This is a genomic window from Brevundimonas sp. AVps7 (genome assembly GCF_058681545.1).
The window spans coordinates 1728352-1754603 of the sequence record NZ_CM178742.1; the positions used below are offsets into that span (position 1 = coordinate 1728352).

Genomic DNA, 26252 nt, shown 5'->3' on the forward strand with positions numbered 1-26252 from the left:
CGATGAACCGCCGCGAATTCGTCGCCACGACTGCCGCCTCAGCCGTCGCCGCCGCGGCCTCCCCCTCCCTCGCCCGCCCGTCCGGAGCCCAGATGTCGACCACCCCTCCCGTCGCCCCCCCCGTGGCGAAGAAAATTCCCGTCGTCATCGAACAGCTGGGGCGGACCCGCACGGACGACTATCAGTGGATGAAGGACGACAACTGGCAGGCCGTCCTGCGCGATCCGAGCCTGATCAAGGCCGACGTCAAGGAACACCTGGAGGCCGAGAACGCCTATCGGGAGGCCATGCTGGCGTCGACGATGCCGCTCCAGACGCAGATGTTCGAAGAGATGAAGGGCCGGATCAAGGAGGACGATTCGTCCGTCCCCTCGCCCGATGGCCCGTGGGAATATTTCACCGAGTACCGGACCGGCGACCAGCACCCCCGCTACATGCGCGTCGAGCGTCAGGGGACCTGGATCGAAGACGGCCGCCAGGTGACGAAGAACTTCATCGTCGCCCCGACTCCCCAGCTCCTGCTGGACTGCAACGTCCTGGCCGAGGGCAAGGCCTATTCGGAGGTCTCGGCCGTCGAGCACAGCCCCGACCACAGCCTGTTCGCCTATGCTGAGGATGCGCAAGGCTCGGAAGTCCACCGCATCTACGTCAAGGATCTGGCCACCGGCGAAATCCTGCCCGACGTCATCCAGTCGGCGACCGGCAACTTCACCTTCTCGGCCTGCTCGTGCTGGATCTTCTGGACCAACCGCGACGACAACGGTCGGCCGGACAAGATCTTCCGTCGCCCGGCGCGCGGAGGCGAGATCACCCTGGTCTATGAGGAGGGCGACGACGGCATGTTCATGGGCGTCGAACGCACCTCCGACGACGCCTTCCTCATCATCTCGATCCAGAACCAGGAAACGTCCGAGGCCCGCTACATTCCCGGCATGCGTCCGATGAATCTGCCCCTGGTCATGGCCGCGCGCGAGGTCGGCGTTCGCTACGATGTCGATCACTGGCTGGATCGGTGGGTCGTCCGCACCAACGCCGACGACGCCATCGACTTCAAGATCGTCCAGACGCCGACCGAAAGGCCCGGCCGCGCCAGCTGGGAGGACCTGGTCCCCCACACGCCTGGCCGCTTCATCGAGGGCGTCGCCCTGGTGAAGAGCTTCATCGCCCGCCAGGAGCGGGCAGACGCGAATACGAAGATCGTCATCCGTAGCCGCTCTGGCGACGAGCATGAGATCGCCGTCGACGAGCCCGCCTACGCCCTGTCGCTGGCCGGGGCGTCGGAGTTCGAGACCACGACCATGCGCTACGGCTACAACTCGCCGTCGACGCCCACCTCGACCTACGACTACGACGTCCTGACCCGTGAGCGGATCTTGCGGAAGGTGCAGGAGGTCCCGTCAGGTCATGACCCGGCCGACTATGTCGTCGAGCGGCTGAACGCCCGCGCGACCGACGGCAAGATGGTGCCGGTTACGGTCCTGCGCCGCCGCTCGACGCCGGTGGACGGCTCCGCGCCCCTCCTACTTTACGGTTACGGCTCCTACGGCATCCCGATGTCGGCCAGCTTCTCGACGGGCCGGCTGTCGCTGGTCGATCGCGGCTGGATCTACGCCATCGCCCACATTCGCGGCGGTTCGGACAAGGGCTGGGGCTGGTTCCTCGACGGGCGCAAATTCAAGAAGAAGAACACCTTCACCGACTTCACCGCCGCCGCCGATCACCTGATCTCCCGCGACTATGCCCGCGCCGGCGCCATCGTGGCCCAGGGCGGCTCCGCCGGCGGCCTGTTGATGGGTGCCGTCGCCAATATGCGGCCTGAACTGTGGGCCGGGGTCATCGGCCAGGTGCCGTTCGTCGACGTCATCAACACCATGTCCGACGTCTCCCTGCCCCTGACGCCGCCCGAGTGGCCCGAGTGGGGAAATCCGATCGAGGATGTCGAGGCCTACGACTACATCGCCAGCTACAGCCCCTACGACAACGTCGAGGCCAGGGCCTATCCCGCCATCCTGGCGACCGGCGGCCTGTCGGACCCTCGCGTCACCTACTGGGAGCCGGAGAAGTGGGTGGCCAAGCTGCGGCCCGCGACCACCTCGGGCAAGCCGGTGCTGTTGAAGATCAACATGGAAGCCGGCCACGGCGGCGCCTCGGGCCGGTTCGACTACCTGAAGGAGGTTGCCCACGACTACGCCTTCGCGGTCTGGGCGATCCAGCGGGGTTGGGAGACGGCGTGATCCGGGAGGCGACAGCCGCCGATCTCCCGGCCATCGCGGCCCTCTACGGCCGTGAGGTCCTGATCGGCACGGCGACGTTCGAACTGGATCCGCCGTCGCTGGCGGAGATGACCGGCCGCTTCGAGACCGTCCGCGCCAAGGGCCTGCCCTGGTTCGTCGCCGAGATCGACGACGTATTCGCCGGCTATGCCTACGCCTCGCCGTTCCGCCCGCGCCCGGCCTATCGCTATGGCGTCGAGGGTTCGATCTATGTCGAGGAGACCGCGCGCGGTCACGGCGTCGGCCGTGCGCTGCTGTCGGCCCTGATCGACCGGGCCCGGACCTTGGGCCTGCGCCATGTCATCGGCGCCATCAGCGACAGCGCGACCAGCCAGGCCTCGATCGCCTTGCACGAGCGCCTCGGCTTTCGCCGTGCGGGGACCTACCATCAGGTCGGCTGGAAGTTCGATCGCTGGATCGACGTCCATCTGATGCAACTCGACCTCGACCCGACCGGCGCTCCGCCGACCGCGCCGGGCATCGACCTGACGGGCGGTCTGGCCTAGGGATAGGTCATGGCGCTCGCCCGGACCCTGTTGCTCTTGCTCGGCGCCCTCGGCGTCCTGCTGCTCGGCGCGGTCGCCCCGGCAATCGCCTCTAACGAGCCGCCCCCCTGCCACGAGATGGCCGGCATGACGTCCGACGCCCCCGCGTCCACGCCTGACAAGCCGATGAAGAGCATGGCCTGCTGCGTCGCCTGCATCGCTGCGCCCGCCATCACGCCGCCGGTCCGCGCCGGCGTCGCAAGCCGCGCCACCATGCCCCAGCCGACCCTCCGGGTTCTGCCGACCGGCCGTCGCCCCAGCCCGGATACCGGCCCGCCCAAGGCCTGACCTTCCAAAGACCCAGCCGGCGGCCCGCACGGACCGCCACGCCGACCTCTCTTTGCAAGGAGCCATGATGGCTGCCCGATACCTCGCCGCGCTCAGCGCCTGCGCCTCCCTCCTCGTCCTCTCCTCGGTCGCCCAGGCACAGGACCATTCCGGCCACGCCGCGCATCCTGCTCCGACCCCGGCCCCGGCGGCAGACCCGCACGCCGGAGAGGCCATGCCGCAACAGGCGCCCGCGACCCCGCCCATGGACCACTCCGGCCACGACATGTCGGCCATGCCCGGCATGGACCACGGCACGGATCACACCATGACCAGCGCTCTCGGGGCCTGGCCCATGTCCCGCGACGCTTCCGGCACCAGCTGGCAGCCGGACGCCTCCGAGCACGGTGGCATCCACGTCCAGCAGGGCGGCTGGTCGATCATGACCCACGCCCTGATCAACCTGACCTGGGACAGCCAGTCCGGCCCGCGCGGCGACGACAAGACCTTTGTCTCCGGCATGCTGATGACCTCGGCGCGGCGGGACTTTTTGGACGGTTCGACCCTGAACCTGCGCGCCATGCTCAGCCCCGACCCGCTGATGGGCAAGCACGGCTATCCGCTCCTGCTCGCCGCCGGAGAGACCGCGGACGGCGTCAACCCGCTGGTCGACCGCCAGCACCCGCACGAACTGGTTATGGAGCTCTCCGCCAGCTACGCGCGCCGCCTGACCGATACGGACAGCGTCTTCGCCTACATCGGCCTGCCCGGCGAACCCGCCTTCGGTCCGCCTGCCTTCATGCACCGCATGAGCGCGATGGATTCGCCCGAGGCGCCTATCACCCACCACTGGCTCGACTCCACCCACATCGTCTTCGGCGTAGCGACGCTCGGCTGGGTCCACGACGCGATGAAGATCGAAGCCTCGTCCTTCCGGGGTCGAGAACCGGATCAGGATCGCTACGATATCGAGAGCCCCGAGTTTGACAGCTGGTCCGTGCGCGCATCGTGGAATCCGTCGGCGCAGTGGGCGCTGCAGGCCTCATACGCCGACGTGACGGCGCCCGAGCAGCTTGAGCCAGGCGAGGACGAGACCAAGCTGTCCGCCAGCGCGATCCACACGCGTCGACTCGGCCCCGACGGCTGGTGGTCCTCGACACTGGCCTGGGGTCGCAAGACCAATGACCACGACGAGTCGAAGGACGCCTGGCTGCTGGAATCCGCCTTCAGCCCGAACGACCGCTGGACCGTCTTCGCCCGTGCCGAGCGGATCGAGACCGACGAACTCCTGCCCGGTCCCGGAGGCGGCCATGGCGCGCTGTTCACCGTCGCCAAGGCCTCGGTCGGCGCCGTCCATGACTGGACGATCGCGCCGCGCGTTCGTTTCGGCCTCGGCGCCCTCTACGCGATCAATCGCGTGCCCTCGGGGCTGGAGCCGTCCTACGGCGGCGATCCCGACGGCGGCATGGTCTTCGTGCGGCTGAAGATCGACTGACGCCGGTCAGTGCGGGGCGATGTCCGCCGGCGGCGTGGTCAGCCACGGCGCCAGGCGGAATCGTCTCGGCGGATCGCCGACGGTCCGGGTCAGGATGAAACGCTGTGCGAAGGCGACAACGGCCCGGATCGTCTGGTCGTCGAACGGCTTGGACACAGCGCCCAGCGCGCCGGCGAATCCATCGGGAATTTGCTCCGGATTGGCCGTGAGAAAGACCACTGCCGTGCCGTAGTCCGTGACCAGCCGGTGCGCGATCTGCGGCCCCGTCACCCCGTCCAGCAGGTTCACGTCGACCAGGGCCAGCATGGGCCGTTCCCGTTCGGCGATGGCGAAGGCGCTGGCCTGGTCCATGGCGCAGCCAACAACCTCGCACCCGGCCTCACCGAGGACGAGTTCCAGCTCCATCGCGAGGATGGCCTGGTCTTCCACGATCATGACCCGCAGGTCGGACGTCTGTTGCAATCCGGTCCCCAGCGGTTCGCCGACGGTCGTAATGTTACTGTGTCGGATACCGGACAATCGAAACGCACGCTTGGCGAATTGGTTCGCGGCAGGCTATCGAAATGCTCAGCTTTCAGGCCTTTTTGGGGGGCGAATGACCGCAGGCGCGGACGTCAGGATCGCCGAAATCGAACGACGCACGGTCGGCGGCTACCAACTGCTTCAGGCACTGGTCGGCATCCGCCTGCGCAGCGTTCAGGATCCCGAGAGCCGGCGGCACCTGACCTGGCTCAGCGACGTCGTCGCCGCGATGGGCCTGATGAATCGGCGGATCGTGGAGAGCGGCTCGGTCGATTTCGCCGCCTATCTGGACGACACGGCAGGCTTCTGGCGTCGGAACTGCGACGGACGCGGCGTGCGCATCGACCTTCGGGCCGACACGACCGAGTTGCCGGAGAGCCATGCGGTTCCCCTGGCCATCATCGTGCACGAACTGATGTCCAACGCCGTGCGCCATGCCTTCCCGGACGACCGGCGCGGGTCGATCGCCATCGCCTGTTCGCGAGCGTCAGACGGCGTCAGCCTGGTGGTGCGGGATTCCGGCGTCGGCGCAGATGAGCTGATCAAGGGCGACGGCCTGTCCCTGGTGGAGGGGCTGATCGCCCATCTCGGCGGCGCGATGGTCATCGAATCAGCGGTTGATTCCGGCGTCGGCGTCCGCGTGCGCCTGCCCATCAGGCCAGACACAACCCACTGAGTTTCCTGGACGGACGGACCGCGCCGTCAGGCCCCGCCTGGCGGTCGTGATCGCTGCTGTCTGCTTGAAGGCGGTGGCTGGGGAACTAGGACTCGAACCTAGAATGACGGTACCAAAAACCGGAGTGTTACCATTACACCATTCCCCAGCAGGACCGGCGTCCGACGGGCCTGGACCCGAGGGAGGCGGTCGAATACGCCAAGGCCGCGGGGGATGCAACACCCGGTTTCCGGACTATTTCGCAAAGGCCCGGAAGGGCGCTTGCAGGCCCGGAAACCCCTCGCTATAAGCCCGCCTCCAAGTCGGAGTGTGGCTCAGTCTGGTAGAGCACTGCCTTCGGGAGGCAGGGGTCGGAGGTTCGAATCCTCTCACTCCGACCATTTATTCAGGGGCTTCCGAACCCCGTATACGATCGAAAGAGCGCTCCATCCGGAGCGCTCTTTTCGTTTCAGCCCTCCGCCCCGGCCGCCACCCCGTTCAGATGTCCGCCCACGGCCTCGATCATCCGCTCGCCGAGCGCCTTCCTTCGCGCCAGCAGTTCGGGGGAACCCGCGTCGTAGTCGGCCATCAGCCGCTTCACGAACGATCCGTCGCGCACGTCCGCAAGGACCCCGTCCATCGCCGTCCGTGACGCCTCCCCGATCACGCGCGGCCCGGTCAGATAGGCGCCGTATTCGGCCGTGTTCGAGATCTTGGCGAAGGCCCCGGCGATGCCGCGCTCGTACATCAGGTCGGTGACCAGCTTGACCTCATAGAAGCATTCGAACCAGGCGACCTCGGGCGGATAGCCGGCGTTGACCAGCTTCATGAAGGCCGCGTCGATCAGCTCGCCGACGCCGCCGCACAGCACCACCTGTTCGCCGAAAAGATCGCTCTCGCATTCGGCGGCGAAGGTCGTCTCCAGAATGCCCTTGCGGCCGCAGCCCAGGGCCGCCGCATAGGACAGGCCGAGCGCATGGGCGTGGCCGGTGGCGTCCTGATGCACGCCGAACAGGCAGAAGACCCCCTCCCCGGCTTCGTAGAGATCGCGGATGCGGGGCCCGATGCCCTTGGGCGAATCGAGAATGACGTCGAGGTCGGCGCGCGGCGTCACCAGCCCGAACCGCACCGACAGGCCGTGGGCGAAGATCAGAGCGGCTCCGGTGCGGATGCTGGGCTCGATCTCGTCGCGATAGAGGTCGCGGTGAGCCTCGTCCGAGACCATGACGGCGACGACGTCGGCGCCCGAAGTCGCCTCGCCCGCCGTCATGACCCGGAAGCCGTCGGTCTCGGCCTTCACCCGCGTCGCCGAGCCCGCCTTCAGCCCGACGACGATGTCGGCCACACCCGAGTCGCGCAGGTTCAGCGCGTGCGTCCGACCCTGGCTGCCGTAGCCGATGATCGCCACCCGCTTGCTGCGGATGATCGACAGGTCGCAGTCGCGGTCGTGGAAGACGGGGAGCGGATTAGATAGGGTCTGGGTCATGACCGTCCTCATAACGCCTTCCTCCGTCGTCGCCTTCTGGAAAGAGGCGGGTCCGAAGATGTGGTACGCCAAGGACGACGCCTTCGACCGCACGTTCCGCGACGCCGGGCGCGCCCTGCACTGGGCTGCGGCCCGGCGGGAACTGGACGACTGGATGGCGACGGCCGAGGGCGCCCTGGCCTTGATGGTCCTGCTCGACCAGTACCCGCGCAACGCCTACCGCGGCACGGGGCATCAGTTCGCCACCGACAGCCTGGGTCTCGCCTTCGCCAGACAGGCCATCGCGGCGGGCCATCACCTCGCGTTCGAGCCTGACCTGCGGCAGTTCTTCATGACGCCCTTCGAGCACTCCGAGGACCTTGCCGACCACGACGCGTTGGTCCCGCTGGTCATGGACATGCCCGAGGTGGCGAAATACGCCGTCATCCACCGCGACATCATCGTTCGCTTCGGCCGGTTTCCGCATCGAAACAGGGCCTTGGGCCGGGAAACTACGGCAGAAGAACAGGCCTTCCTCGATCAAGGCGGGTTTGCCGGCTGATCTGGACTCGAGTCCGGGGAGTCCAGCTTGTCCAGGGAGTCCAGGTCAGCGCCGTGCTGAAACCACTCGGGACCGGGATCGTGGTATTCGGATTCGTGGCGGAGTTCCCGGACCAGCCCCAGCCAGCCTGTAGCCTCCGTGGGACGCCCCGACAGGATGGCCTGTCGGAGACGCAGGGCGGCCATCTCCGACAGGTCGAAGAAGCTGGCCTCGTCGATGTCGCCGGTAACGGCGATATAGGGGGTGACGGTGCGCTGCGGCTGGTCGCGCCTTCGCCAACCCTCGCGGGCGGCCCGGGCGTGAAACGTCGAGCGGGACAGACCGTAGCGGTGACAGATGTCCGTCGAGCTTTGACCATCGAGATAGTCGCTGCGGGCCTGATCCCAGACAGGTTGCGGATGGACGCCGTAGCTGTCGGAGGCATCCGGCGAGAAGGTGAGCGGCATATCGTTCATCAGGCGATCATGAACCGTCGCTACGCCAGATTCGGACGGAGCGCGGCAAGGATCCTGTGCGCAACCGAATCAGCGCCGTGTCACCCCTCGCGAATCATCGGCAAACTGGCGGGATGAACGCCCATGTCATGATCGCAGATCTGGAAACCCGAAGCGGCGCCGCGCCCGCGGACCATCCCGAGTTCCAGTACCTGAACCTGCTGCGCGACATCCTCGACAACGGGGTGCGGCGTGACGATCGCACGGGTACGGGCACTCTCGGCGTCTTCGGCCGCCAGATGCGGTTCGACCTGTCGAAGGGCTTCCCCCTTCTGACCACCAAGAAGTTGCACCTGCGCTCGATCATCGTGGAGCTGCTTTGGTTTCTGCGCGGCGAGACCAACACGCGGTGGCTCAAGGAGAACGGCTGTTCGATCTGGGACGAATGGGCCGATGAGAGCGGGGAGCTCGGCCCCGTCTACGGCAAGCAGTGGCGGTCCTGGGCCGCGCCGAACGGTGAGTCGATCGACCAGATCGCCCGTCTGATCGAGGGGCTGAAGACCAACCCGAACAGCCGCCGTCACATCGTCTCGGCCTGGAACCCGGCCGACATCGAGGACATGGCCCTGCCGCCCTGCCACTGCCTGTTCCAGTTCTTCGTCGCCCCGGACGGAAAAGGGAGCGGAAAACTGAGCTGCCAGCTGTACCAGCGCTCGGCCGACGTCTTCCTCGGCGTGCCGTTCAACATCGCGTCCTATGCCTTGCTGACCATGATGGTGGCCCAGGTCACGGGGCTGGAGCCCGGCGACTTCGTCCACACCTTCGGCGACGCCCACCTGTATTCGAACCACCTCGAACAGGCGGAGCTGCAGTTGACGCGCCAGCCGTTCGCCCTGCCGACCATGACGATCGCCCCGAAGCGCGACCTGTTCGGATTTGAACCGTCGGACTTCGTGCTGTCAGATTACCAAGCCCACCCGCACATTAAGGCGGCCGTGGCGATTTAATGGACAAGATTCAAGAACTTCGATCCACCTACGGATGGCTGAAATCCTTCGCCGACACCGTTCCTGCAGATCGAACCGTAAACACCAGCTATCTCAATGACTATGAACGCATACACTCAAGCTTGGTAAACATTCTTGAGCGCCAACTAGCTGAATTTTCTTCTGCTTTCGTAAGACAGTGGGGCACAAATGGTTCTTTTTGGTGTGAAGGCGCTGAGCTGAAATCAAAAGCTTCTCAGCTACTAGGCTTTCTGGAATACGGCTACAACGTCGAACAGAAAGTCCTTGAGATCGGCTCGCTTTTCAAATCAATCCATGATGATGAACTGCGAGAACGATGCGGAGACCTGATCATCGGAACAGGTCCGTTTGATCGGGTGATCAACCAAGCCACCTTGGTATTGGAGGATCGGGTTCGAAACCGAGCTGGCCTCGAAAGGACACTTGTAGGATCTAGCTTAGTCAACGCAGCCATTAAGGCTGACCCTGCCGAATCCCTGATCGTCTTTTCTGATATCCGATCAGAGCAGGAGGGCTACGCAAACATAATTCGTGGTCTTATGCAGGCTCTACGTAACGAAACTCATCATACCCTAGTTGATAGTTTCAGCCGAGAAGATGCTCTGAGTATCTGCGGCTTTATTGATCGAATTTTGCGATTGATCGAGCAAAGCGTTATCCGCAGATGATCCTCTCCGAACTGTCGGAGAAGGTCGCCCGCATCTCCGACATCTACGCCGCCGAACACGGCATCGACCGGTCCGGCGACTGGGCCATCCTCAAGCTGCAGGAGGAACTCGGCGAGTTGACCGCCGAGCATCTGCGCCTCAGCGGTCGCGCGCGCGGCGAGCCCAGCGAACAGGCGCTGGGGGACGAGGCGGCCGACGTCCTCGGCATGCTGTTGATCTACTGCGACCGCGCGGGCATCGACATCGAACAGGCGATGCAGCGCAAATGGCTGCACTGGCTCGACCCGAAGACCGACGTTCAACCAGCCTAGCGTCACCATAAGACTCGGCGCAGCCTTCCGACTCGATCCGCGCATCGGCGGACGGGGCAAACGGGAGGGTTCGCCATGGTGAAGCGTTTTTCGGCCGAGCTGGTCGGGACGATGGTTCTGGTGCTGTTCGGGTGCGGGGCGGCGGTGTTGGGGCCGGCGCCGTTCGACCAGCTGGCGGTGTCGCTGGCGTTCGGATTCGCCATCGTGGCCATGGCCTATGGCATCGGGCCGGTCTCGGGCTGTCACGTCAATCCGGCGGTCAGTCTCGCCGCCTTCGTCGCCGGGCGGATGACGGCGAAGGACATGCTGGTCTACTGGGTCGCCCAGTTCATCGGCGCCCTGATCGGCGCCTTCCTGCTGTCGCTGATCGCCAAGACTGGCGCGGCCAACCTCGGCCAGAACGGCTGGGGTCCCGGCTATCTGGGTGAGTACGGGATGCATGCGGCCTTGATCTTCGAGGTGGTCATGACGGCCATCTTCGTCGTCGTGATTCTCGGCGTCAGCGGCGACAAGGGGCACGGGCCGTTCGCGGGCGTCGCCATCGGCATCACCCTGGCGGTCATCCACATCGTCGGCATCCAGGTGACCGGCGTCTCCGTCAATCCGGCGCGCAGCTTCGGTCCGGCAGTCCTCGCGGGCGGTACGGCGATCAGCCAGCTGTGGCTGTTCATCGTCGCCCCGGCCGTGGGCGCGGTGCTGGGCGCCCTGCTGTTCCGCCTGAAAGTGCTGGACCCGGACGCCTGATCGGGTGAAGGGCGGCTGCGTCCAGACGGAGCCGCCCATGCCCATCCCCCACATCGCCCTTGTCGTCGCCCGAGCCAGGAACGGCGTCATCGGCAAGGACGGCGACCTGCCCTGGACGCTGCGCAGCGACCTGCAGCGGTTCAAGGCGATCACCACCGGCAAGCCCTGCATCATGGGCCGCGCCACGTGGGAGAGTCTGCCTCTGCGTCCCCTGCCCGGCCGGCTGAACCTGATCCTGTCGCGCGACCTCTCCTATGAGGAATCCGGCAAGGCGAAGGGCGCCGTGGTCGTCTCCAGCTTCGCCGACGCCATCGACATCGCCCGTGAGACGGCCGAGGACGACGACATCGACGAGGTCTGCGTCATCGGCGGCACGGCCCTGTTCGAAGCCGCCCTGCCGCGCGCCAAACGGCTCTACATCACCGAGGTGGACGCGGAGCCCGAGGGCGACGCGGTCTTCCCGGCCTTCGACGAATCCCTCTTCCGCGAAGTCTCGATCGAGCGGCATGATGCGGGTGAGAAGGACGACCACGCCTTCGCCTTCCGCATCCTCGAGCGCATCTGAAACAGGAGCCGCACGCCATGATGACCTCCACCACCAACGAGATCTTCGGCCACAAGGTCGTGCGCCATATCGGCGTCGTGCGCGGCATCACCGTGCGCTCGCGCAACGTCGTCTCCGACGCCATCGGCGGGGTCCAGTCGATGCTGGGCGGCCGGGTCGGCGCCTATGTGAAACTGGCCGAGGTCGGCCGTCAGGAGGCCTTCGAGCATCTGGTCGAACACGCCCGCGCCGCCGGGGCGAACGCCATCCTGGCCATGCGCTACGACGCCACCGAGATCATGCCGGGCGTGACCGAAGTGCTGGCTTACGGCACCGCAGTCGTCGTCGAGCCGGCCTGATCCTTCGCGGGCGGCATCGCGTCCGTCCCGCACCAGCGGTCCCAGACCCGGAAATAGAGCCCGAAGTTCGTCTTCATGTGGGTGTGATGCCGGCTGTGGTGGGTCGCAGTGATCAGCTGCGAGCCGATCCGTCCCCGCACCCAGCGGTCGGGCCACATCTCCCGGCCGCAGTGGTTCATCACGGCCGTCGCCGTCATCACCGTCAGCATCACCGCCAGCATCCAGATGTTCAACGGGACCACAAAGGCCAGCGCCGGCAGCAGCCAGGCCGTCAGCACGGCCTCGGCCGGATCGAAGGCGAAGCTGGCGAAGGGGCTGGGGTCTCGTGCACGGTGATGCGCCGCATGGGCCCAGGCGAACATGCGGCGGTCATGCAGCAGCCGGTGCGTCCAGTAGTAGTGCGCATCCTGCACGACCAACAGAAGCAGGAAACTGGCCGGCAGCCACCACAGCGGATACGCGTCCGGATCGAGATACAGTCTCGTCCCCCCGGCCTTCCACGCCTCCAGCGCGATGGCCGCCGGGAAGGCGTAGATCGGCGTCGACAACAGGGAATATTTGATCTCGTGCAGCATCAGCCTGCGCGACGGACGCTCGCGGTTCAGTTGGCGGCCGATGCCATTCGCCCTGCCCCAGGTCAGCCACCAGACGCCGCCCGCGACCAGCAGGTAGCGCGCGCCGATGATCAGGCTCAGCCAAAGGGTGGTGATCAGGACGGCGGCGACCATGCCGGCACCCTAGTCTGTCGGCGTGGCTAGTGCAGCACCGCCATATGGCCGCGCTCGAAGTCGGTCAGTTCGTCCTGGCGGCCGTCGCGGACCTTGAGCACCCAGTTCGGATCGGCCAGGAGGGCGCGGCCGACGGCGATCATGTCGAACTCGTCCCGCTCCATCCGTCCGATCAGCCCGTCCAGCGACGCCGGCCGCGAACCGGCCCCGCCGAAGGCCGCGATGAACTCGCCGTCCAGGCCGACGGAGCCGACGCTGATCGTCGGCTTCTTCGTGATCACCTTGGCCCAGCCGGCGAAGTTGAGGTCCGAGCCCTCGAACTCCGGCTCCCAGAACCGGCGTTGGGAGCAATGGAAGACGTCCACGCCCGCGTCCGACAGGGGCAGCAGCCACTCGGCCATCTCGTCCGGATTGGCGGCGATCTTCGCGTCATAGTCCTGCAGCTTCCACTGCGACAGGCGGATGATCAGGGGGATGTCGGGGCCGAGGCCCTCGCGCACGGCCTTGACCACCTCGACCCCGAAGCGGGCGCGCTCCGCGATCGTCGGGCCGCCCCAACGGTCGCCGCGCGCGTTCAGGCCGGACCAGTAGAACTGGTCGATCAGATAGCCGTGGGCCGAATGAATCTCGGCCGCGTCGAAGCCGAGCTCGCGCGACGCCCGTGCCGACCGCCCGAAGGCCGCGATGGTGTCGGCGATGTCCTCCTCGGTCATCGGCTCGTACTTTTGCTTGCCGGGCGCAACGAGGCCGGAGGGACTGTCGACCTGGCCCAGGGGACTCCAGTCCTCGCCCCGTCCGCGCGCGGCGCCGACATGCCAGATCTGCGGCGCGATCAGACCGCCGGCCGCGTGGACCTCGTCCACCACCTTCTTCCATTCGGGCAGGGCCTCGCCGTGGAAGACCGGCACCTTCGCATCGTTGCGCGCCGCGGGTCGTTCGACGACCGTGCCCTCGGTGACGATCAGCCCCACCTGCCCCTCGGCGCGGCGGCGGTAGTAGGCGGCGACGTCGGAGGTGGGGATCCCGTTCGGCGAGAAGGAGCGGGTCATGGGGGCCATGACGATGCGATTCGGCAGGGTCAGGCCCTTGATCGTGAAGGGCCGGAACAGGGTGTCGACGCTCATCGGGGTCTCGCAGGGGAAGGACTGGAACCGACAGGGTGGCCGTTTCCGTTGCCTTTGAAAACCCTCAGACGCCCAGTTTTTCCGCGACCCTGGCCGCCACCGCGTCGAACCGGCCCGCGATCTCACCCTCGGCCAGCGGCGCGCCCGCATCGCCCGCCTGACGCAGGCTCGCATCCAGCGGCAGGTCGCCGAGGAAATCGACGCCCAGCCGTGCGGCCTCGGCCTCCGCCCCGCCGCGTCCGAAGACGTCGCCGCTCATGTTCTCGATCAGACCCAGCGTCGGGACCTTGACCCGCTGGAACAGGGTGTGGGCGCGGCGGGCGTCGGCGAGGGCCACCTCCTGCGGCGTCGAGACTATGACGGCCCCGTCCAGAGGCGTCTTCTGGATCAGGGTCAACTGCACGTCGCCCGTGCCCGGCGGCAGGTCGACGACCAGCACGTCCAGCGGCGCGGCCTCCGTGCCCCAGCGGGTCTGGGTCAGCATCTGGGTGATGGCCTGGGACGCCATCGGCCCGCGCCAGATCATGGCGTCGTCGGCCTTGGTCAGGAGGCCGACCGACATGGCCTTCAGCCCATGGGCGACATGCGGAACCATCGCGCCGTCCACATAGGCCGGCTGGCCCGACAGCCCCAACATGGTCGGCAGGGACGGGCCGTAGACGTCGGCGTCGAGGATGCCGACGCTGAGCCCCCGCCGCGCCAGCGCCGCCGCCAGATTGACCGCCACGGTGGACTTGCCAACCCCGCCCTTGCCGCTGGCCACCGCCAGAACGCGGCGCACATGGGCCGGACGATCGGTCGGAACCGGCGCCCTGGCCCGCGTCTGTTCGACGGCGGCGGGCGACAGGGAAGCCTTGCGTCCCGCGGGCGCGGTCTCTGACGTCAGCACCACGGAGACCCGCGCCATCCCCGGCATGGCTTTCAGCGCCGCCTCGGCGGCGTCGCGCACGGGGGCGTAAGCGGCGGTCCGGTTGGCCGGAACCTCGATCACGAAGCCGGCGCGATCCTCGGCGACCATCAGGCCTTTGGGCACTCCGGCGTCGATCAGGCCCCTGCCCGTCTCCGGGTCGAGGATGGCGTTCAGCACGGCTTCGACAGAGGCGCGATCGATCAAGGTCTTGTGTCCCGGTTGCAGGGGGCGGAGGCGCGTTCTATCGCCATCCCCCTGCCTGCGCGAGCGTCCCGTGTCCCGACCGTCCATCACATTGCTCGCCGGCCCGACCGCCTCGGGAAAGTCGCGTCTGGCGCTGGAGCGCGCCAGGGCGGACGGCGCGGCCATCGTCAACGCCGACAGCCAGCAGCTCTACGCCGATCTGCGTGTCCTGACCGCCCGACCCTCACGGGACGAGGAACGTCTGGCCCCGCACCATCTCTACGGAACCGTGGACGCGGCCGAGGCCTGGTCCGTGGGTCGCTGGACCCGCGCGGTCACGCCGCTGATCGACGAGCTGCGAAGCCAGGGTCACCCCGTCCTGATCGTCGGCGGTACGGGCCTGTATTTCACTGCCCTGACCAAGGGGTTGGCGGACATTCCCGATGTGCCGACCGAAGCCCGCGACGAGGCCATGGCCCTGTATGACACCGAGGGCGAGGCCGCCTTCCGCCTGAGATTGACGACCTTCGATCCGCCGGCCGAAGCCGCCATCGAGAGCGGCGACCGCCAGCGCCTGACCCGCGCCTTCGCCGTCGCCCGCTCGACGGGTCGGTCGTTGTCCGACTGGCAGGCCGGCACCACGCCCCTGCTGAAGCCCGGAACCTTTGACCGGCTGGTTCTCGAGCCGGATCGCGAGGCCCTCTACGCCAATTGCGACGCCCGTGTGCTGGTCATGATGCAGGAGGGCGCCGTCGAGGAGGTCCGCGCGCTGATGGCCCGAAACCTGGATCCGGCCCTGCCCGCCATGAAGGCCGTGGGCGTGCGCGAGCTCGCCGCCTGGCTGGCGGGCGAGACGACCCGCGCCGACGCGGTAGCCGCCCTGCAGCAGGCCACCCGCAACTACGCCAAACGCCAGCTGACCTGGTTCAGGAACCAGTGCCGGGACTGGGCAAGGGCCTGACAGCGAGCGCCGCCAGGCCCTGCTCCGTCTATTCGGCCTGGCGTGTGAAGCGGATGGTGAACCGGACCGTGCCACCGACAGCGACGCCCTCGAGGCTCCGGGGCGACAGGCGAGCGTCTGCGGCGGCCGCCACGGCAGCGGCGCCGTATCCCAGGCCGACAGGCGTCTCGTCGAGGATCGTGCAGCCTGAAACGCTGCCGTCGGCCTGCACAGAGCAGGACAGGTCGGCGCTTCCGCTGTACGAGCCCTGCTCAAGCGCCGCCGCCGGGTAGGACATGGGCATCGGGTGACGGGTCCAGCCCGGATTGGTGATCACCTGGGCCTGAGGCGCCGCAGCAGGAGCCGGCTCGGGGAGCGGGGTCGGTTCCGCCTTCGGCGCAGGCACGAGCACGGTCCTGGGCGCGACGATCGCTGCCGGAGCGACGGACGGCGTGGCTCGCGTGGAGGCGACTACCACCCGAGACGCCGGAGCCGCCCGGCTGGCGGTCATGACCGCAGCAGGCTGCGGGACGTCCACGGCCTCCCGCTGGGCCGCGAGGGCGAATGAACCCGTACCGGCGACGGCCGCGACGGCGACGCCCAGGCAGAGGACGGCGAGACGTTGGCGAACGCCCGAGGTCGGGACCGGGGACAGGATGGCTTTCAGGCGACGCATGACGAGTATCCTTCTGCTGCTGGTGAACGTGAGTGCGGGCGCGTCATCGCCCCTGGGCGAGGCGCGAAGCGCGTCGAGAAGGGAGCGGGCGTAGAGTCTGCGGGCGTCCTCACCGGCGTGAACGAGAGCCGCGGCGTCGCAGGCCTCCTCGCGCGCGGCGGAGCGATGGTCGCGAATGATCCCGAGGACCGGATTGAAGGCCAGGACCGTGAGGACCGCCTCCTCGATCCACAATGCGCGATGATCGCCGCGCTTCAGGTGCGCCAGTTCGTGGGCGCAGACGGCGCGCAGGGCCTGTGGGTCGGTCGCTTCGAGAAGGCTGGCGGGCAGGACGAGAACGGGCCTGAGCAGTCCGGCGATCAGGGCCTCGCTTCCCCCGGTCCGCACGCGGACAGCGGGCGTGGGCGCGCCGACACGGCGGGCGGTGTCTTCAACGATCTGTCGGACGGCGGGCGAGGCCTCGTCCGAGGCGCAGATCAGGCGATGCAGGCGCGCCGTGCGCCTCGCCAGCCAGATGACCCTGATGCCCGCAAGCAACCCGGCCAGGGCGAGGACGCCGAACGCCAGCGGTTCGTCGATGGAGCCCACGGAGGCGCCCTGCTGGACGATGATCTCGATCTCCGCGGGTACGGCTGCCGGACCTTCGTGCCCGACGGCGGTCGCGACGGTCGGCGGCGGCAGGAGCAGCGCGGCCCCGACGAGGATGATCGGCAGGGCCGGAAGGTAGAGCGCCGTCGCCCAGGCCTTCTCGCGGAGCACCGGGTCCGGCGTGCTTTTCTCGAACAGCCACACCGACCAGCAGGCCACAGCAGCCAGACCCAGCGACAGACCCAGCGACAGGGCGAGCAGTTCAGGCGTTCCCATCGCCCGCCTCCTGTTTCGGCGCGTTCAGCATCGCCTCCAGTTCGGCGATGTCTGCGTCGTTCAGAAGCTGGCTGCCGGTGAAGGCGGCCGCCGGCAGCGCCTCGTCCATGTCGAGCAGGGCCGAGAACCGCCGCATCAGTCCGGTCAGAACCTCAACCTTCGGCCGGGTCTGGGAATAGACGGCCACGCCATGCACATCGCGGCGCGACACCAGAGCCTTGGTTCGCATCCGCTCCAGAACCGTGCGCGTCGTCGACGGCGTCCAGTCCATCTGGACCGCGATCCGGTCATGGACCTCACGCGACGACAGATCTCCGTCGCGCCAGAAGCATTTCAGGACTTCCAGTTCGGCGTCCGTGGGGGTCGGTGTTTCGGTCGGCGACATGTCGGCTCCGCATCTGTAGTGCAGACGCTACAATTGTCGCTCCCACGCGTCAACCGTCGCTCTTCCGTCTCCCGCCAACGACGCGACTGTCCGATGCCGTCCTGGCTGATCCGGCTGTATGGCGACACCGCGTCGCGGCGATTGCCGCCGTAACAATGCTCGACTAGCTTCACCGCAAGCGGGATATCAGGGACGGGACGGGCATGCGGGACAGACTTTTCATCATGGGGCTGACGGCCCTTGTTCTGACGGCCTGTCAGGCGCCGGCCGGGGAAGCCCAGACGGCGCCCGCCGAGGCGCCGGCCACGTCCGGGTTCTCCGCACCCCGGACCGTGGGAACCCATACGGTGACTGGCGTGCTGTATGGCTTCGAGGACGCCGGCTATCCGATGTTCGCCCTGGAGGTCGGTGCGGCTGGAGGGGCGGCCGGCGGTGAGGCCAATCTGCAGCTGCTCACGCTCGACACGGACGCGGGTGGACCGGTGGATCCGGCTACGATCCGGCCCCTGGTCGGCCAGGCCGTCACGGTCCGCTATTCGGTCACGGCCTCGACTCAGATGACCGACATCCTGGTCAACGGGGCCTCGGTGCTCCTGCCTGTCGAGGGCGGGCCGGGACCGGCGGCCGGGAGCCGGACGATCGAGGGCGTTCTGAGCGGCGCCGAAGGCGAGAGCGGCGACCTGCCGTCGATGCTGACGGTGACAGCCAGCGACGGCACGGCGGTCAACTTCGAGACCTTCATCGAACCGGGGATGGCCGGCGCCAACGGCCGGACCGTCACCCTGCGGTATGTGGACGACGTGAACATCGAGCTGGTTTCGATCACCCCTGCCGCCTAGGTTTTCTGGCTGAGAAGTGGCGCGATGGCGTTCCCGCCGCGGGAAGAGGCGGGCGTCCTCCGGGCCCCCTGCCCCTACCCCGCCATCAACGACGCCAGCAGCAGCACCAGAAGCAGCGCGCTGACCCCCTGCCAGAACCGCACCGGCTCGCGCTCCATCAGCGACAGTTCGCGGCGCGGAGGCACTGCGACGGCGCTGCCGCTCTCCAGCACGTGGATCAGCTCCTCGACGTCGGCGAAGCGGTCGCCGGGCTCGACGGCGAGCGCGCGCAGGATGGCGGCCTCGAGCCAGGCGGGCATGTCGGGCCGGTGCTTCGAGGGCCGGGTCGGCTTTTCGAACTTCATCCGGTTGAAGTCTTCTTCCTGGCCGCTCGGATAGTCGCCGGTGAAGATGCGGTAGAGGGTGACGCCGAGGGCATACTGGTCGGTCAGGGCGTCACCCTTGTGGCCGGCGAACATCTCCGGCGCCTTGTAGCCGAGGGTGCCGGGCGCCTCGGCCTCGGCGAACTCCTCGATCCGGGGCAGGCGTGCGACGCCCAGGTCGATCAGCTTCAGCCCGCCATTGGTTTCGAGGATGACGTTGTCGGGCTTGATGTCGCGGTGGGTGATGCCCAGCCGATGCAGGGCCGCCACGCCGCGCGAGAGGCGGATAGCGACGTTGACGCCTTCCGGGATATCAAACGGTTGCTCCGCGATCCTCGCGTGCAGTGTGCGCCCCACATAGAGGGGCTGGGCGATATAGAGCCGGCTCTGGCGGCCGGCGTCGAGCGTCAGGGTCTTGCCGACGAAGGGGCTGTCGATCCGTCGGCCGATGAAGCTCTCGCGCAGGAAGGCGCCGCGCGCACCGCTCTCGGACACCAGGGCAGGCTTGGGGAACTTCAGCACCACAGAGCCCCCGCCCTCCTCGTCCTTCGCCATAAAGACCCGGGTGTATTTGCCGTCTGACAGCAGCCGCTCCAGCCGGAAGCGGTCGACATTGTCCCCGACGTTCGGCGCCGCCTCGATCGCCAGACCGGCCGCCTCGGCGCCGAGGGCGTCCTGATCCACGGCCCCGATGCGGATGACGTCGATGACGATGGCGGTGGCGTTGTCGCACGTCTCCTCCTCACCGGCCTTGTCGACGATGGCCTGGGCGTCGGCCTCGGGCGAGGCGCGGCGGGCGAGCAGTCGGGTCAAACCGTCCTCGGACACGACGCCGTGCACGCCGTCGGTGGTCAGCATCAGACGGTCGTGGGCCTTCAGCGTCACCGCCCGCACGTCCAGCCTCAGGTCCGGCTCGATGCCGATGGCGCGGTAGAGGACGTGGCTCAGACCCGGCTGGGCCAGGACATGGTCCTCGGTCAGACGGGTCAGGACGCCGTCGCGAAAATGCCAGGCGCGGCTGTCGCCGACGTGGAGCGCCGTCGCCTCGCGTCCGCGCAGGACCAGGGCGGTGAAGGTGGTCGCGGCGCCCTCCATCTCCGGGTCCGACCGCCCCTTGGCGTGGAGCCAGCGGTTATAGCCCGACAGGGCCGCCACGCCGGCCGCCGCCACACCCTTCAGCGGGCTCTGGTCCAGATAGCCGTCGATAAAGGTCCGGCCGGCCAGTTCCGAAGCCACCCGGCCCGCTTTGGAACCGCTGACCCCGTCCGCGACGATGGCCAGCATGCCGTGCAGGGCCTGTTCCGAGGGCGTGCCGAGGTGGACGGCGCCGAAATCCTGATTGTCCTTGCGCGGCCCGAGCGCCGTGGCGAACCCCGCCGCGATCTCCAGCCTGCCGTCCGCATCCATGGTCGATCCCCCTCGATCCCACCGTGCACCCCGGCGAAGGCCGGGGTCCAGAAGGGGGTTGGGATTAAGTCGTGCGGCTGGTGACTCTACGCGCCTCCTGGACCCCGGCCTTCGCCGGGGTGCACGGAAGGGGCGTCGTGAACTTGGCATTCCTCCGTGCGACCCCTATATTGGTCTTGCCGGGGCTTGCTCCGGATATGGCGATAAACGCGCTTGTAATAAGCGGACCGGACCCGGGTGCGATTCCCGGCGGCTCCACCATCTCTTCCTCCGCGTTATCGGCGGGACAGCATGGGGCCGACTAGCATCGACGGACGTGTAAAGAAGACTGCTTTTGCCCGTCCTAGCCCACCGTATCGGGCCATTTTCTAACTGCGAACGATAACTTCGCTGGAGAAGTCCGCCTCGCCGCGTAATGCGGTTCGGTTGATTTCGAATCTTAAGTCCTAGGGGTTCAGATCCTTAGGCGGGGCCCGGAGGGCGCCTGCCAACAGAAGCCCTCCACTTCGCCTCATCAGAGGCGCCCTCCTCTTTCCAAAAAGGGGGGCGGGGAGCCTGCCAACAGAATCCACGGCGCTTTACCTTCAAACCATCTTCCGCATCCTGTGCTGTGCCGCTATCAGTCGCCGCGCAGTGAGGGTTTCCATGGCTGAAGAAGCGCCGCCGATCGACGAGATGCAGTACGAGAAGCTCGCGCAGGACGCCCTGCGCGGGGTGATCCGTTCCGCCCTCGAACGCGCGGCCAGTCCGTCGGGCATCCCCGGCGCGCACCATTTCTACATCACGTTCAAGACGCGCGGCCCGGGCGTCTCCGTCCCGCCGGACGTGATCGCCAAATACCCCGACGAGATGACGGTCGTCCTCCAGCACCAGTACTGGGACCTCGCCGTCGAGCACGACCTGTTCTCGGTCATGCTGAAGTTCGGCGGAATGCCCAAGGTCCTGACCGTGCCCTATACGGCCGTGACCCGTTTCTACGACCCCAGCGTCCAGTTCCTGCTGCAGTTCGAGGCCCCGGAGCCCGTGGCCGAACCCGTCGCCGAACTGCCCGCCCCGACCCGGACCGACCCGACGCCGTCCGGCGACGACGGGCCCAAGGTCGTGTCCCTGGACCAGTTCCGGAAGAAGTAGGCTTTTCAGGCCGCAACGCCGCGCTAAGCTTCCCTCAATCCGGGAGGGGCCGCGTGCCGAGATCCGCCGTCATCGTCATCCTGCTGTGGCTTGGCGCGAGCGTCGCCCACGCCCAGACGTCGAGCCGTTTCGACGGCTGGGCCTCGGCTATCGTCGCCGCCGACTGGCGCACCAGTCAGGGCGATCCGATCCAGGCCTTCGACAATGCGCGCCGCGATCTGACCGCCGGATTCCTCGCGGCGGGCTTCTCGCGGGCGGAAATGTACGACGCCACCCTGCGCCCCGACGTGACCCCGGTCGTCACCGCCGCTGAAGCCGTTCAGGGAATCGCGGCGGCGACCGCAGGCGCCCCGCGCGGCTGCCTGCTCTATTTCACCTCCCACGGCGGACGCGAGGGCATGGTGTTCGGTCCCGACCGGATCCTGAGCCCGACAAGTATGGCGACACTGGTCCGCGACTGGTGTCAGGCCAGACCGACCGTGATCGTGGTCTCCGCCTGTTTCTCCGGCATCTTCGTCGATGGTCTGGCCGCGCCCAACCGGATGATCATGACCGCAGCCCGCCGCGACCGGTCGTCCTTCGGCTGCTCGGAGGACGCGACCTACCCCTATTTCGACGCCTGCGTGATCTCGACCCTGCCGACCGCGAGCGACTTCATCGCCCTGGCCAATGCGACCCGGGCCTGCGTGAAGGCGCGCGAGGAGGCCGAGGGGCTTTCACCCGCCTCGGAGCCACAGGTCTCGATTGGCGCCAACATGCAACTCCTGCTGCCGACCCTGCGGTTTGCCCATGCGCCGGGCGGCTAGGATTTCCGCGGAAACGCCCGGATCGTGATCCGCTCGCGGTCTCCTTCGCGCCGCTCGACCAGGAGCCGCGCCACCTGGGCGTCGTCGTGGAACAGATAGCCCTTGATGGCGTCGAGCAGGGCCTTGGCCAGGTTGTCCAGGTCCATCCACGGTGGATCGCCGATGTGCTCCATCACGATCTCGACGACGAAGTCCCCATAGGCCGGCCGTGACCCGCGCCACTCCTTGCGGAAGAACTCGTAGACCAGCGGCTTGTAGTATTTCGCCTGGGTGGTCAGGCCGTCGATCATGATGACCACTGCGTCGCCCTCCTCGCGCGCCCGGACCTTGCCGGAGACGGTCCAGTCGTTGGTCACGAGCCGCACACCGTCGGCAGTTCGCTCGCCAGGGTCGCCGCACCGATGAGCGCCGGGCTGGTCAGTTGTTCGTCTGTTGCCGGAGCCGAATGGATCGCCTGAATGATCTCCATGCCGGAGAGCACAGACCCGAAGGCCGCGAAGCCCTGACCGTCCGGATTGCGCCCGCCGCCGAAGTCGAGCGCCGGCGTGTCCCGGGTCACGATGAAGAAGCTGGAGGTCGCCGTATCGGGTCCATCCCGTGCCATCGAGATCGCCCCCGCCGAATGACGCAGACCCGTGTCGACGGTCCGCTCCAGCGGAATGGGACCGAGGCCGGGATCGTCGCTGCCGGCGGTCGTCGCCGCCTGGACCACATCGATGGGGTTGGGATTGTCGTTGGTTTCGGACACCACGGTGCGGAAGAAGCTGCCCCCGGCGTAGCGACCCTGCTGCACGTAACGCAGAAAGTTGCAGGTGGTGATCGGCGCATGTTCGGCGTCGAGACGAAGGATCACATCGCCCTGTGCCGTGTGCAGGGTGACGAGGGGCTGGTCGGTTTGGGCGGACGCCGCACCGGCGGTGGCGAGCATCATCGCCGCCAGGGCGGCCGCGGGTTTCCTGATCACGCTCACAGTCTCCGTCGTCCCGGCCGCTTGCCCGGTCGTTCCTCCGTGCTACACCGCCGCGCATTCTCCCGCCACGCCCTGAAGAGCCGCAGCCGATGACCGCCTACCGCACCGAGACCGACACCTTCGGCCCCATCGAAGTCGACAACTCGAAATACTGGGGGGCCCAGGCGCAGCGTTCGCTCGGCAACTTCAAGATCGGCTGGGAAAAACAGCCCCTGCCGGTCGTCCGCGCCCTCGGCATCGTCAAGCGCGCCGCCGCCGAGACCAATATGGCGCTCGGCAAGCTCGACCCGACCATCGCCAACGCCATCATCGCCGCCGCCAACGAAGTCATCGACGGCAAGCTGAACGACCACTTCCCCCTGGTCGTCTGGCAGACGGGTTCGGGCACCCAGTCCAACATGAACGCCAATGAGGTGATCTCGAACCGCGCCATCGAGATGCTGGGCGGCGAGATGGGGACCAAGACGCCGGTCCACCCTAACGACCACGTCAACATGAGCCAGTCGTCGAACGACACCTATCCGACGGCCATGCACGTCGCCTGCGCCGAACAGGTGGTCAACGACCTGCTGCCGGCGCTGAAGCACCTGCATGCGGCGCTGAAGGCCAAGTCGGAAGCCTGGGCCCACATCATCAAGATCGGCCGGACGCACACCCAGGACGCGACCCCCCTGACCTTGGGCCAGGAATTCGGCGGCTATACGCAGCAGGTCGCCAACGGCATCGTCCGCATCGAACAGACCCTGCCGGCCCTGATGGAACTGGCCCAGGGCGGAACCGCGGTCGGCACCGGCCTGAACGCCCCCGTCGGCTTCGCCGAGAAGGTCGCGGAGCAGATCGCCGGCATCACCGGCCTGCCCTTCACCACCGCCCCGAACAAGTTCGAGGCCCTGGCCGCGCATGACGCCATGGTCTTCTCGCACGGCGCCATCAACACGGTGGCCGCGAGCCTGTTCAAGATCGCAAACGACATCCGCTTCCTGGGATCCGGCCCGCGGTCGGGCCTCGGCGAACTGGCCCTGCCGGAGAACGAGCCGGGCTCCTCCATCATGCCGGGCAAGGTCAACCCAACCCAGTGCGAGGCTCTGACGCAGGTCTGCGTCCAGGTGTTCGGCAACAACGCCGCGCTGACCTTCGCGGGATCGCAGGGCCATTTCGAGCTGAACGTCTACAACCCGGTGATGGCCTACAACTTCCTGCAGTCGGTGCGTCTGGTCGCCGACGCAGCGATCAGCTTCACCGACAATTGCGTCGTCGGCATCGAGGCGCGCGAGGACAACATCGAGCGCGGCCTGAACAACTCGCTGATGCTGGTCACCGCCCTGAACGGCAAGCTGGGCTATGACATCTGCGCCAAGATCGCCAAGACGGCCCACAAGAACGGGACCACCCTGCGCCAGGAAGCGGTCGGCGGCGGCTACCTGACCGACGCCGAGTTCGACGAGGCGGTGCGGCCCGAGAAGATGATCTCGCCGGGTTGAGTTTGGCGGCGCCGGTGTTCGGGGTTACCCTTTGTCCATGGGCAAGGTCGAATTGAATATCGGCATCGATCCTGAACTGATCGAACAGGCCGCACGGCTCGGCATTTCCATCGCCGGCATGGACGAGCGCGCCCTGCGCCTGCACCTGCAGAAGGTTGATCCCGCCGGCGCTGAGGCCAGAGCGAAGCGCTGGGCCGAAGAGAACGCCGAGGCGATCAAGGATCACAACCGGCGTATCGCCGAGCGGGGTGTCCTGTCGGACTACCTGCGGACCTGGTGAGTGCGTCAGTTCGACGTCTACGAAAATCCTTCAGCGGATGCTCGTCGCTTCGCTCCCTTCGTCGTCGTGATCTCGTCCCACTTGATCCCGGGGTTCGATGACGCGGTCGTTGCCCCTCTGGTCAATGACAGCAAAGCGATCGTCGCTGACTTCGAGATACCGGTAAGGATCGCGGACGAGTCACTCGTCATCGTTCTGACGGAACTGGCCGGCGTTCAGGGACGATCCCTGAAGACGAAGATCGGCTCTCTTCGCGCCCACGAAGACGATATCCGCCGTGCGCTCGACCGGCTCTTCACCGGCTTCTGATCAGGGCTTGTTCCGGATCGTCGCGCCGACCGGCGCCAGGGCCAGCTTGGCCAGTTCCAGGTCCTTCAACGCGAAGGGGATGCCGATGATGGTGATCGCTTCGGCGAAGGCGATCAGCAGGTGCGACAGGGCGATATACCAGCCGGCGAAGAGGAACCAGATGATGTTCAGCCCGACGCCGAAGCAGCCGATGTCCTTGCCTTCGACCTCGCCGCCCCAGACGACTTCGCGCCCGAACGGCCAGAAGGAATAGCTGGCGATCCGCCAGGCCGCGAAGCTCCACGGCAGGCCGACGACCGTCAGGGCCAGCACCGCACCGCCCAACAGCCACAGCAGACCTGAAATCCAGCCGCCGAGGATGAACCACAGGATGTTCAGGATCAGTCGGATCACGCGCGTCTCTCCCCGCCGGCGGATTCGCCGACGGATACTAGATAGGCGAAAGGCCCCGCTTGTTCAGCAGGGCCTCCGTGAATTCGCATTAAGCCGTGTGGCGAAATCTAGTGGGCCTTCTTCTCGGTCCACTGCGCCTTGGCCTCGTCTTGGGTCAGGGTCAGACGGACCTTGTCGTCATCGACGTAGTCGACCCAGCTGACCGGGATCATGTGATGTTTGAAGCCGCCGGCGAGGTCCAGCTTGGCCAGTTCGATCTGGTCGCCGAGAACATGATCGACGCGGCCGACGTGGCCGCCGTCGGAGCCGACGACTTCGAGGTGTTCCTTGATGAGTGTGAGGTCTACCATCGGGTGTCTCCTGTCGAATGGTGAGACTTGGAAACGCCGCTTGCCTGAGCCGGTTGCGAGGACCGATGGCCGAGATCGTCAATCTGAACCGCGCCCGCAAGGTCCGCGACAAGGCGGCAGCAAAGGCCGAGGCCGCGGCCAACCGCGTCACCCACGGCCTGACGAGAGTCCAGCGCGAGACGGCCAAGGCGGAACGCGAGCGGTTGTCGCGGCTTCTCGATCAAACGAAGCGCGAGGACTGA

Annotated in this window: 33 protein-coding genes, 2 tRNA genes and 1 other RNA gene; 22 read left to right on the top strand and 14 right to left on the bottom strand. The window is 67.2% G+C overall.

Going from position 1 to position 26252, the window contains the following annotated elements:
* The first annotated feature begins 2 nt into the window (after positions 1-2).
* The 4 genes from ACW17Y_RS08590 to ACW17Y_RS08605 all read left to right on the top strand — a co-directional run bounded on the left by ACW17Y_RS08590 (position 3) and on the right by ACW17Y_RS08605 (position 4580).
* Positions 3-2234 carry a S9 family peptidase gene (locus ACW17Y_RS08590; RefSeq protein WP_492035309.1) on the top strand — a complete coding sequence of 744 codons (2232 nt, stop codon included), beginning with the start codon at positions 3-5 and terminating at the stop codon, positions 2232-2234.
* Positions 2231-2779 carry a GNAT family N-acetyltransferase gene (locus ACW17Y_RS08595; protein ID WP_492035310.1) on the top strand — a complete coding sequence of 183 codons (549 nt, stop codon included), beginning with the start codon at positions 2231-2233 and terminating at the stop codon, positions 2777-2779. The genes ACW17Y_RS08590 and ACW17Y_RS08595 overlap by 4 nt, the downstream gene beginning before the upstream one ends.
* A gap of 9 nt (positions 2780-2788) precedes the next feature.
* Positions 2789-3106, top strand: a complete 318-nt coding sequence (locus tag ACW17Y_RS08600; RefSeq protein WP_492035311.1) for a hypothetical protein — start codon at positions 2789-2791, stop codon at positions 3104-3106.
* Between the two features lie 67 nt (positions 3107-3173).
* Positions 3174-4580, top strand: coding sequence for a hypothetical protein (locus tag ACW17Y_RS08605; protein WP_492035312.1), 1407 nt, complete (start codon positions 3174-3176; stop codon positions 4578-4580).
* A gap of 6 nt (positions 4581-4586) precedes the next feature.
* Here ACW17Y_RS08605 and ACW17Y_RS08610 read toward each other — a convergent pair whose 3' ends face one another.
* On the bottom strand, positions 4587-5042 hold the full coding sequence (locus tag ACW17Y_RS08610) for a response regulator (RefSeq protein WP_492035313.1): 456 nt from the start codon (positions 5040-5042) through the stop codon (positions 4587-4589).
* A 133-nt stretch (positions 5043-5175) separates the two neighbouring features.
* On the opposite strand from ACW17Y_RS08610, the gene ACW17Y_RS08615 reads away from it, so the two are divergent.
* The gene (locus tag ACW17Y_RS08615; protein WP_492035314.1) at positions 5176-5778 is read left to right on the top strand and encodes a sensor histidine kinase; all 603 of its coding nucleotides are present in this window, start codon (positions 5176-5178) and stop codon (positions 5776-5778) included.
* A 74-nt stretch (positions 5779-5852) separates the two neighbouring features.
* Here the strand turns inward: ACW17Y_RS08615 and ACW17Y_RS08620 are convergent.
* Positions 5853-5926: transfer RNA gene (locus tag ACW17Y_RS08620), tRNA-Gln, on the bottom strand.
* 155 nt (positions 5927-6081) lie between these two features.
* On the opposite strand from ACW17Y_RS08620, the gene ACW17Y_RS08625 reads away from it, so the two are divergent.
* Positions 6082-6158: transfer RNA gene (locus ACW17Y_RS08625), tRNA-Pro, on the top strand.
* Between the two features lie 68 nt (positions 6159-6226).
* Here the strand turns inward: ACW17Y_RS08625 and ilvC are convergent.
* Positions 6227-7243 carry a ketol-acid reductoisomerase gene (gene ilvC / locus ACW17Y_RS08630; RefSeq protein ID WP_492035315.1) on the bottom strand — a complete coding sequence of 339 codons (1017 nt, stop codon included), beginning with the start codon at positions 7241-7243 and terminating at the stop codon, positions 6227-6229.
* Between ilvC and ACW17Y_RS08635 the strand changes: the two genes are divergently transcribed.
* A complete protein-coding gene (locus ACW17Y_RS08635; protein ID WP_492035316.1) occupies positions 7242-7784 on the top strand; it encodes a DUF924 family protein in 543 nt (180 codons plus the stop codon). The two genes, ilvC and ACW17Y_RS08635, sit on opposite strands and share 2 nt — an antisense overlap.
* On the opposite strand, the gene ACW17Y_RS08640 is transcribed toward ACW17Y_RS08635, so the two are convergent.
* Complete coding sequence (locus ACW17Y_RS08640; RefSeq protein ID WP_492035317.1) at positions 7763-8239, bottom strand: hypothetical protein; 477 nt, start codon at positions 8237-8239, stop codon at positions 7763-7765. The genes ACW17Y_RS08635 and ACW17Y_RS08640 overlap by 22 nt on opposite strands.
* A gap of 128 nt (positions 8240-8367) precedes the next feature.
* Between ACW17Y_RS08640 and ACW17Y_RS08645 the strand changes: the two genes are divergently transcribed.
* The 6 genes from ACW17Y_RS08645 (at position 8368) to ACW17Y_RS08670 (ending at position 11872) form a co-directional block, all read left to right on the top strand.
* Positions 8368-9225 (top strand): thymidylate synthase, encoded by an 858-nt coding sequence (locus tag ACW17Y_RS08645; protein ID WP_492035318.1) that lies wholly within the window; start codon positions 8368-8370, stop codon positions 9223-9225.
* Entirely contained in the window at positions 9225-9914 is a 690-nt protein-coding gene (locus tag ACW17Y_RS08650; RefSeq protein WP_492035319.1) for a TIGR02391 family protein, read from the top strand. Before ACW17Y_RS08645 ends, ACW17Y_RS08650 begins: the two co-directional genes overlap by 1 nt.
* Positions 9911-10225, top strand: a complete 315-nt coding sequence (locus ACW17Y_RS08655; protein ID WP_492035320.1) for a phosphoribosyl-ATP pyrophosphohydrolase — start codon at positions 9911-9913, stop codon at positions 10223-10225. Before ACW17Y_RS08650 ends, ACW17Y_RS08655 begins: the two co-directional genes overlap by 4 nt.
* Before the next feature lie 75 nt (positions 10226-10300).
* Positions 10301-10969, top strand: coding sequence for an aquaporin (locus tag ACW17Y_RS08660; protein WP_492035321.1), 669 nt, complete (start codon positions 10301-10303; stop codon positions 10967-10969).
* Between the two features lie 37 nt (positions 10970-11006).
* Positions 11007-11534: a dihydrofolate reductase gene (locus tag ACW17Y_RS08665; protein WP_492035322.1), complete on the top strand. Its 528-nt coding sequence runs from the start codon at positions 11007-11009 to the stop codon at positions 11532-11534.
* 17 nt (positions 11535-11551) lie between these two features.
* Complete coding sequence (locus ACW17Y_RS08670; protein WP_492035323.1) at positions 11552-11872, top strand: YbjQ family protein; 321 nt, start codon at positions 11552-11554, stop codon at positions 11870-11872.
* Here the strand turns inward: ACW17Y_RS08670 and ACW17Y_RS08675 are convergent.
* The 3 genes from ACW17Y_RS08675 to ACW17Y_RS08685 form a co-directional block, all read right to left on the bottom strand.
* Positions 11839-12600: a sterol desaturase family protein gene (locus ACW17Y_RS08675; RefSeq protein WP_492035324.1), complete on the bottom strand. Its 762-nt coding sequence runs from the start codon at positions 12598-12600 to the stop codon at positions 11839-11841. The two genes, ACW17Y_RS08670 and ACW17Y_RS08675, sit on opposite strands and share 34 nt — an antisense overlap.
* A gap of 26 nt (positions 12601-12626) precedes the next feature.
* Positions 12627-13724, bottom strand: coding sequence for an NADH:flavin oxidoreductase (locus ACW17Y_RS08680; protein WP_492035325.1), 1098 nt, complete (start codon positions 13722-13724; stop codon positions 12627-12629).
* A gap of 64 nt (positions 13725-13788) precedes the next feature.
* Positions 13789-14838, bottom strand: coding sequence for an Mrp/NBP35 family ATP-binding protein (locus ACW17Y_RS08685; protein ID WP_492035326.1), 1050 nt, complete (start codon positions 14836-14838; stop codon positions 13789-13791).
* A gap of 70 nt (positions 14839-14908) precedes the next feature.
* Between ACW17Y_RS08685 and miaA the strand changes: the two genes are divergently transcribed.
* A complete protein-coding gene (gene miaA / locus ACW17Y_RS08690) occupies positions 14909-15778 on the top strand; it encodes a tRNA (adenosine(37)-N6)-dimethylallyltransferase MiaA (RefSeq protein WP_492035327.1) in 870 nt (289 codons plus the stop codon).
* A gap of 28 nt (positions 15779-15806) precedes the next feature.
* Here miaA and ACW17Y_RS08695 read toward each other — a convergent pair whose 3' ends face one another.
* Both ACW17Y_RS08695 and ACW17Y_RS08700 read right to left on the bottom strand, forming a co-directional pair.
* Entirely contained in the window at positions 15807-17297 is a 1491-nt protein-coding gene (locus tag ACW17Y_RS08695) for a M56 family metallopeptidase (protein ID WP_492035328.1), read from the bottom strand.
* A complete protein-coding gene (locus ACW17Y_RS08700; protein WP_492035329.1) occupies positions 17284-17682 on the bottom strand; it encodes a BlaI/MecI/CopY family transcriptional regulator in 399 nt (132 codons plus the stop codon). Before ACW17Y_RS08700 ends, ACW17Y_RS08695 begins: the two co-directional genes overlap by 14 nt.
* Positions 17683-17885: 203 nt before the next feature.
* Here ACW17Y_RS08700 and ACW17Y_RS08705 point away from each other — a divergent pair, with 203 nt between their 5' ends.
* A complete protein-coding gene (locus tag ACW17Y_RS08705) occupies positions 17886-18521 on the top strand; it encodes a hypothetical protein (protein ID WP_492035330.1) in 636 nt (211 codons plus the stop codon).
* A 74-nt stretch (positions 18522-18595) separates the two neighbouring features.
* On the opposite strand, the gene ACW17Y_RS08710 is transcribed toward ACW17Y_RS08705, so the two are convergent.
* The gene (locus ACW17Y_RS08710) at positions 18596-20290 is read right to left on the bottom strand and encodes a bifunctional protein-serine/threonine kinase/phosphatase (RefSeq protein ID WP_492035331.1); all 1695 of its coding nucleotides are present in this window, start codon (positions 20288-20290) and stop codon (positions 18596-18598) included.
* Between the two features lie 139 nt (positions 20291-20429).
* Between ACW17Y_RS08710 and ssrA the strand changes: the two genes are divergently transcribed.
* From ssrA to ACW17Y_RS08725, 3 genes are all read left to right on the top strand, one after another.
* Positions 20430-20796, top strand: a transfer-messenger RNA (tmRNA) gene (gene ssrA, locus ACW17Y_RS08715).
* A 139-nt stretch (positions 20797-20935) separates the two neighbouring features.
* Complete coding sequence (locus ACW17Y_RS08720; RefSeq protein ID WP_492035332.1) at positions 20936-21421, top strand: SspB family protein; 486 nt, start codon at positions 20936-20938, stop codon at positions 21419-21421.
* A gap of 53 nt (positions 21422-21474) precedes the next feature.
* On the top strand, positions 21475-22227 hold the full coding sequence (locus ACW17Y_RS08725; RefSeq protein WP_492035333.1) for a C13 family peptidase: 753 nt from the start codon (positions 21475-21477) through the stop codon (positions 22225-22227).
* Here ACW17Y_RS08725 and ACW17Y_RS08730 read toward each other — a convergent pair.
* A complete protein-coding gene (locus ACW17Y_RS08730) occupies positions 22224-22517 on the bottom strand; it encodes a RusA family crossover junction endodeoxyribonuclease (RefSeq protein ID WP_492038269.1) in 294 nt (97 codons plus the stop codon). The genes ACW17Y_RS08725 and ACW17Y_RS08730 overlap by 4 nt on opposite strands.
* Before the next feature lie 62 nt (positions 22518-22579).
* Positions 22580-23191: a peptidylprolyl isomerase gene (locus ACW17Y_RS08735; RefSeq protein ID WP_492035334.1), complete on the bottom strand. Its 612-nt coding sequence runs from the start codon at positions 23189-23191 to the stop codon at positions 22580-22582.
* Positions 23192-23286: 95 nt separating this feature from the next.
* On the opposite strand from ACW17Y_RS08735, the gene fumC reads away from it, so the two are divergent.
* From fumC to ACW17Y_RS08750, 3 genes are read left to right on the top strand one after another with little or no spacing between them, the layout of a single operon-like run.
* Positions 23287-24678: a class II fumarate hydratase gene (gene fumC, locus ACW17Y_RS08740; protein ID WP_492035335.1), complete on the top strand. Its 1392-nt coding sequence runs from the start codon at positions 23287-23289 to the stop codon at positions 24676-24678.
* A gap of 37 nt (positions 24679-24715) precedes the next feature.
* Complete coding sequence (locus tag ACW17Y_RS08745; RefSeq protein WP_492035336.1) at positions 24716-24958, top strand: type II toxin-antitoxin system CcdA family antitoxin; 243 nt, start codon at positions 24716-24718, stop codon at positions 24956-24958.
* The gene (locus ACW17Y_RS08750) at positions 24959-25267 is read left to right on the top strand and encodes a CcdB family protein (protein ID WP_492035337.1); all 309 of its coding nucleotides are present in this window, start codon (positions 24959-24961) and stop codon (positions 25265-25267) included. It begins immediately after the preceding gene.
* Here ACW17Y_RS08750 and ACW17Y_RS08755 read toward each other — a convergent pair whose 3' ends face one another.
* On the bottom strand, positions 25268-25660 hold the full coding sequence (locus tag ACW17Y_RS08755; RefSeq protein WP_492035338.1) for a YccF domain-containing protein: 393 nt from the start codon (positions 25658-25660) through the stop codon (positions 25268-25270).
* 107 nt (positions 25661-25767) lie between these two features.
* Positions 25768-26010 (bottom strand): DUF2171 domain-containing protein, encoded by a 243-nt coding sequence (locus ACW17Y_RS08760; RefSeq protein ID WP_492035339.1) that lies wholly within the window; start codon positions 26008-26010, stop codon positions 25768-25770.
* Between the two features lie 65 nt (positions 26011-26075).
* On the opposite strand from ACW17Y_RS08760, the gene ACW17Y_RS08765 reads away from it, so the two are divergent.
* Entirely contained in the window at positions 26076-26252 is a 177-nt protein-coding gene (locus ACW17Y_RS08765; RefSeq protein ID WP_492035340.1) for a DUF4169 family protein, read from the top strand.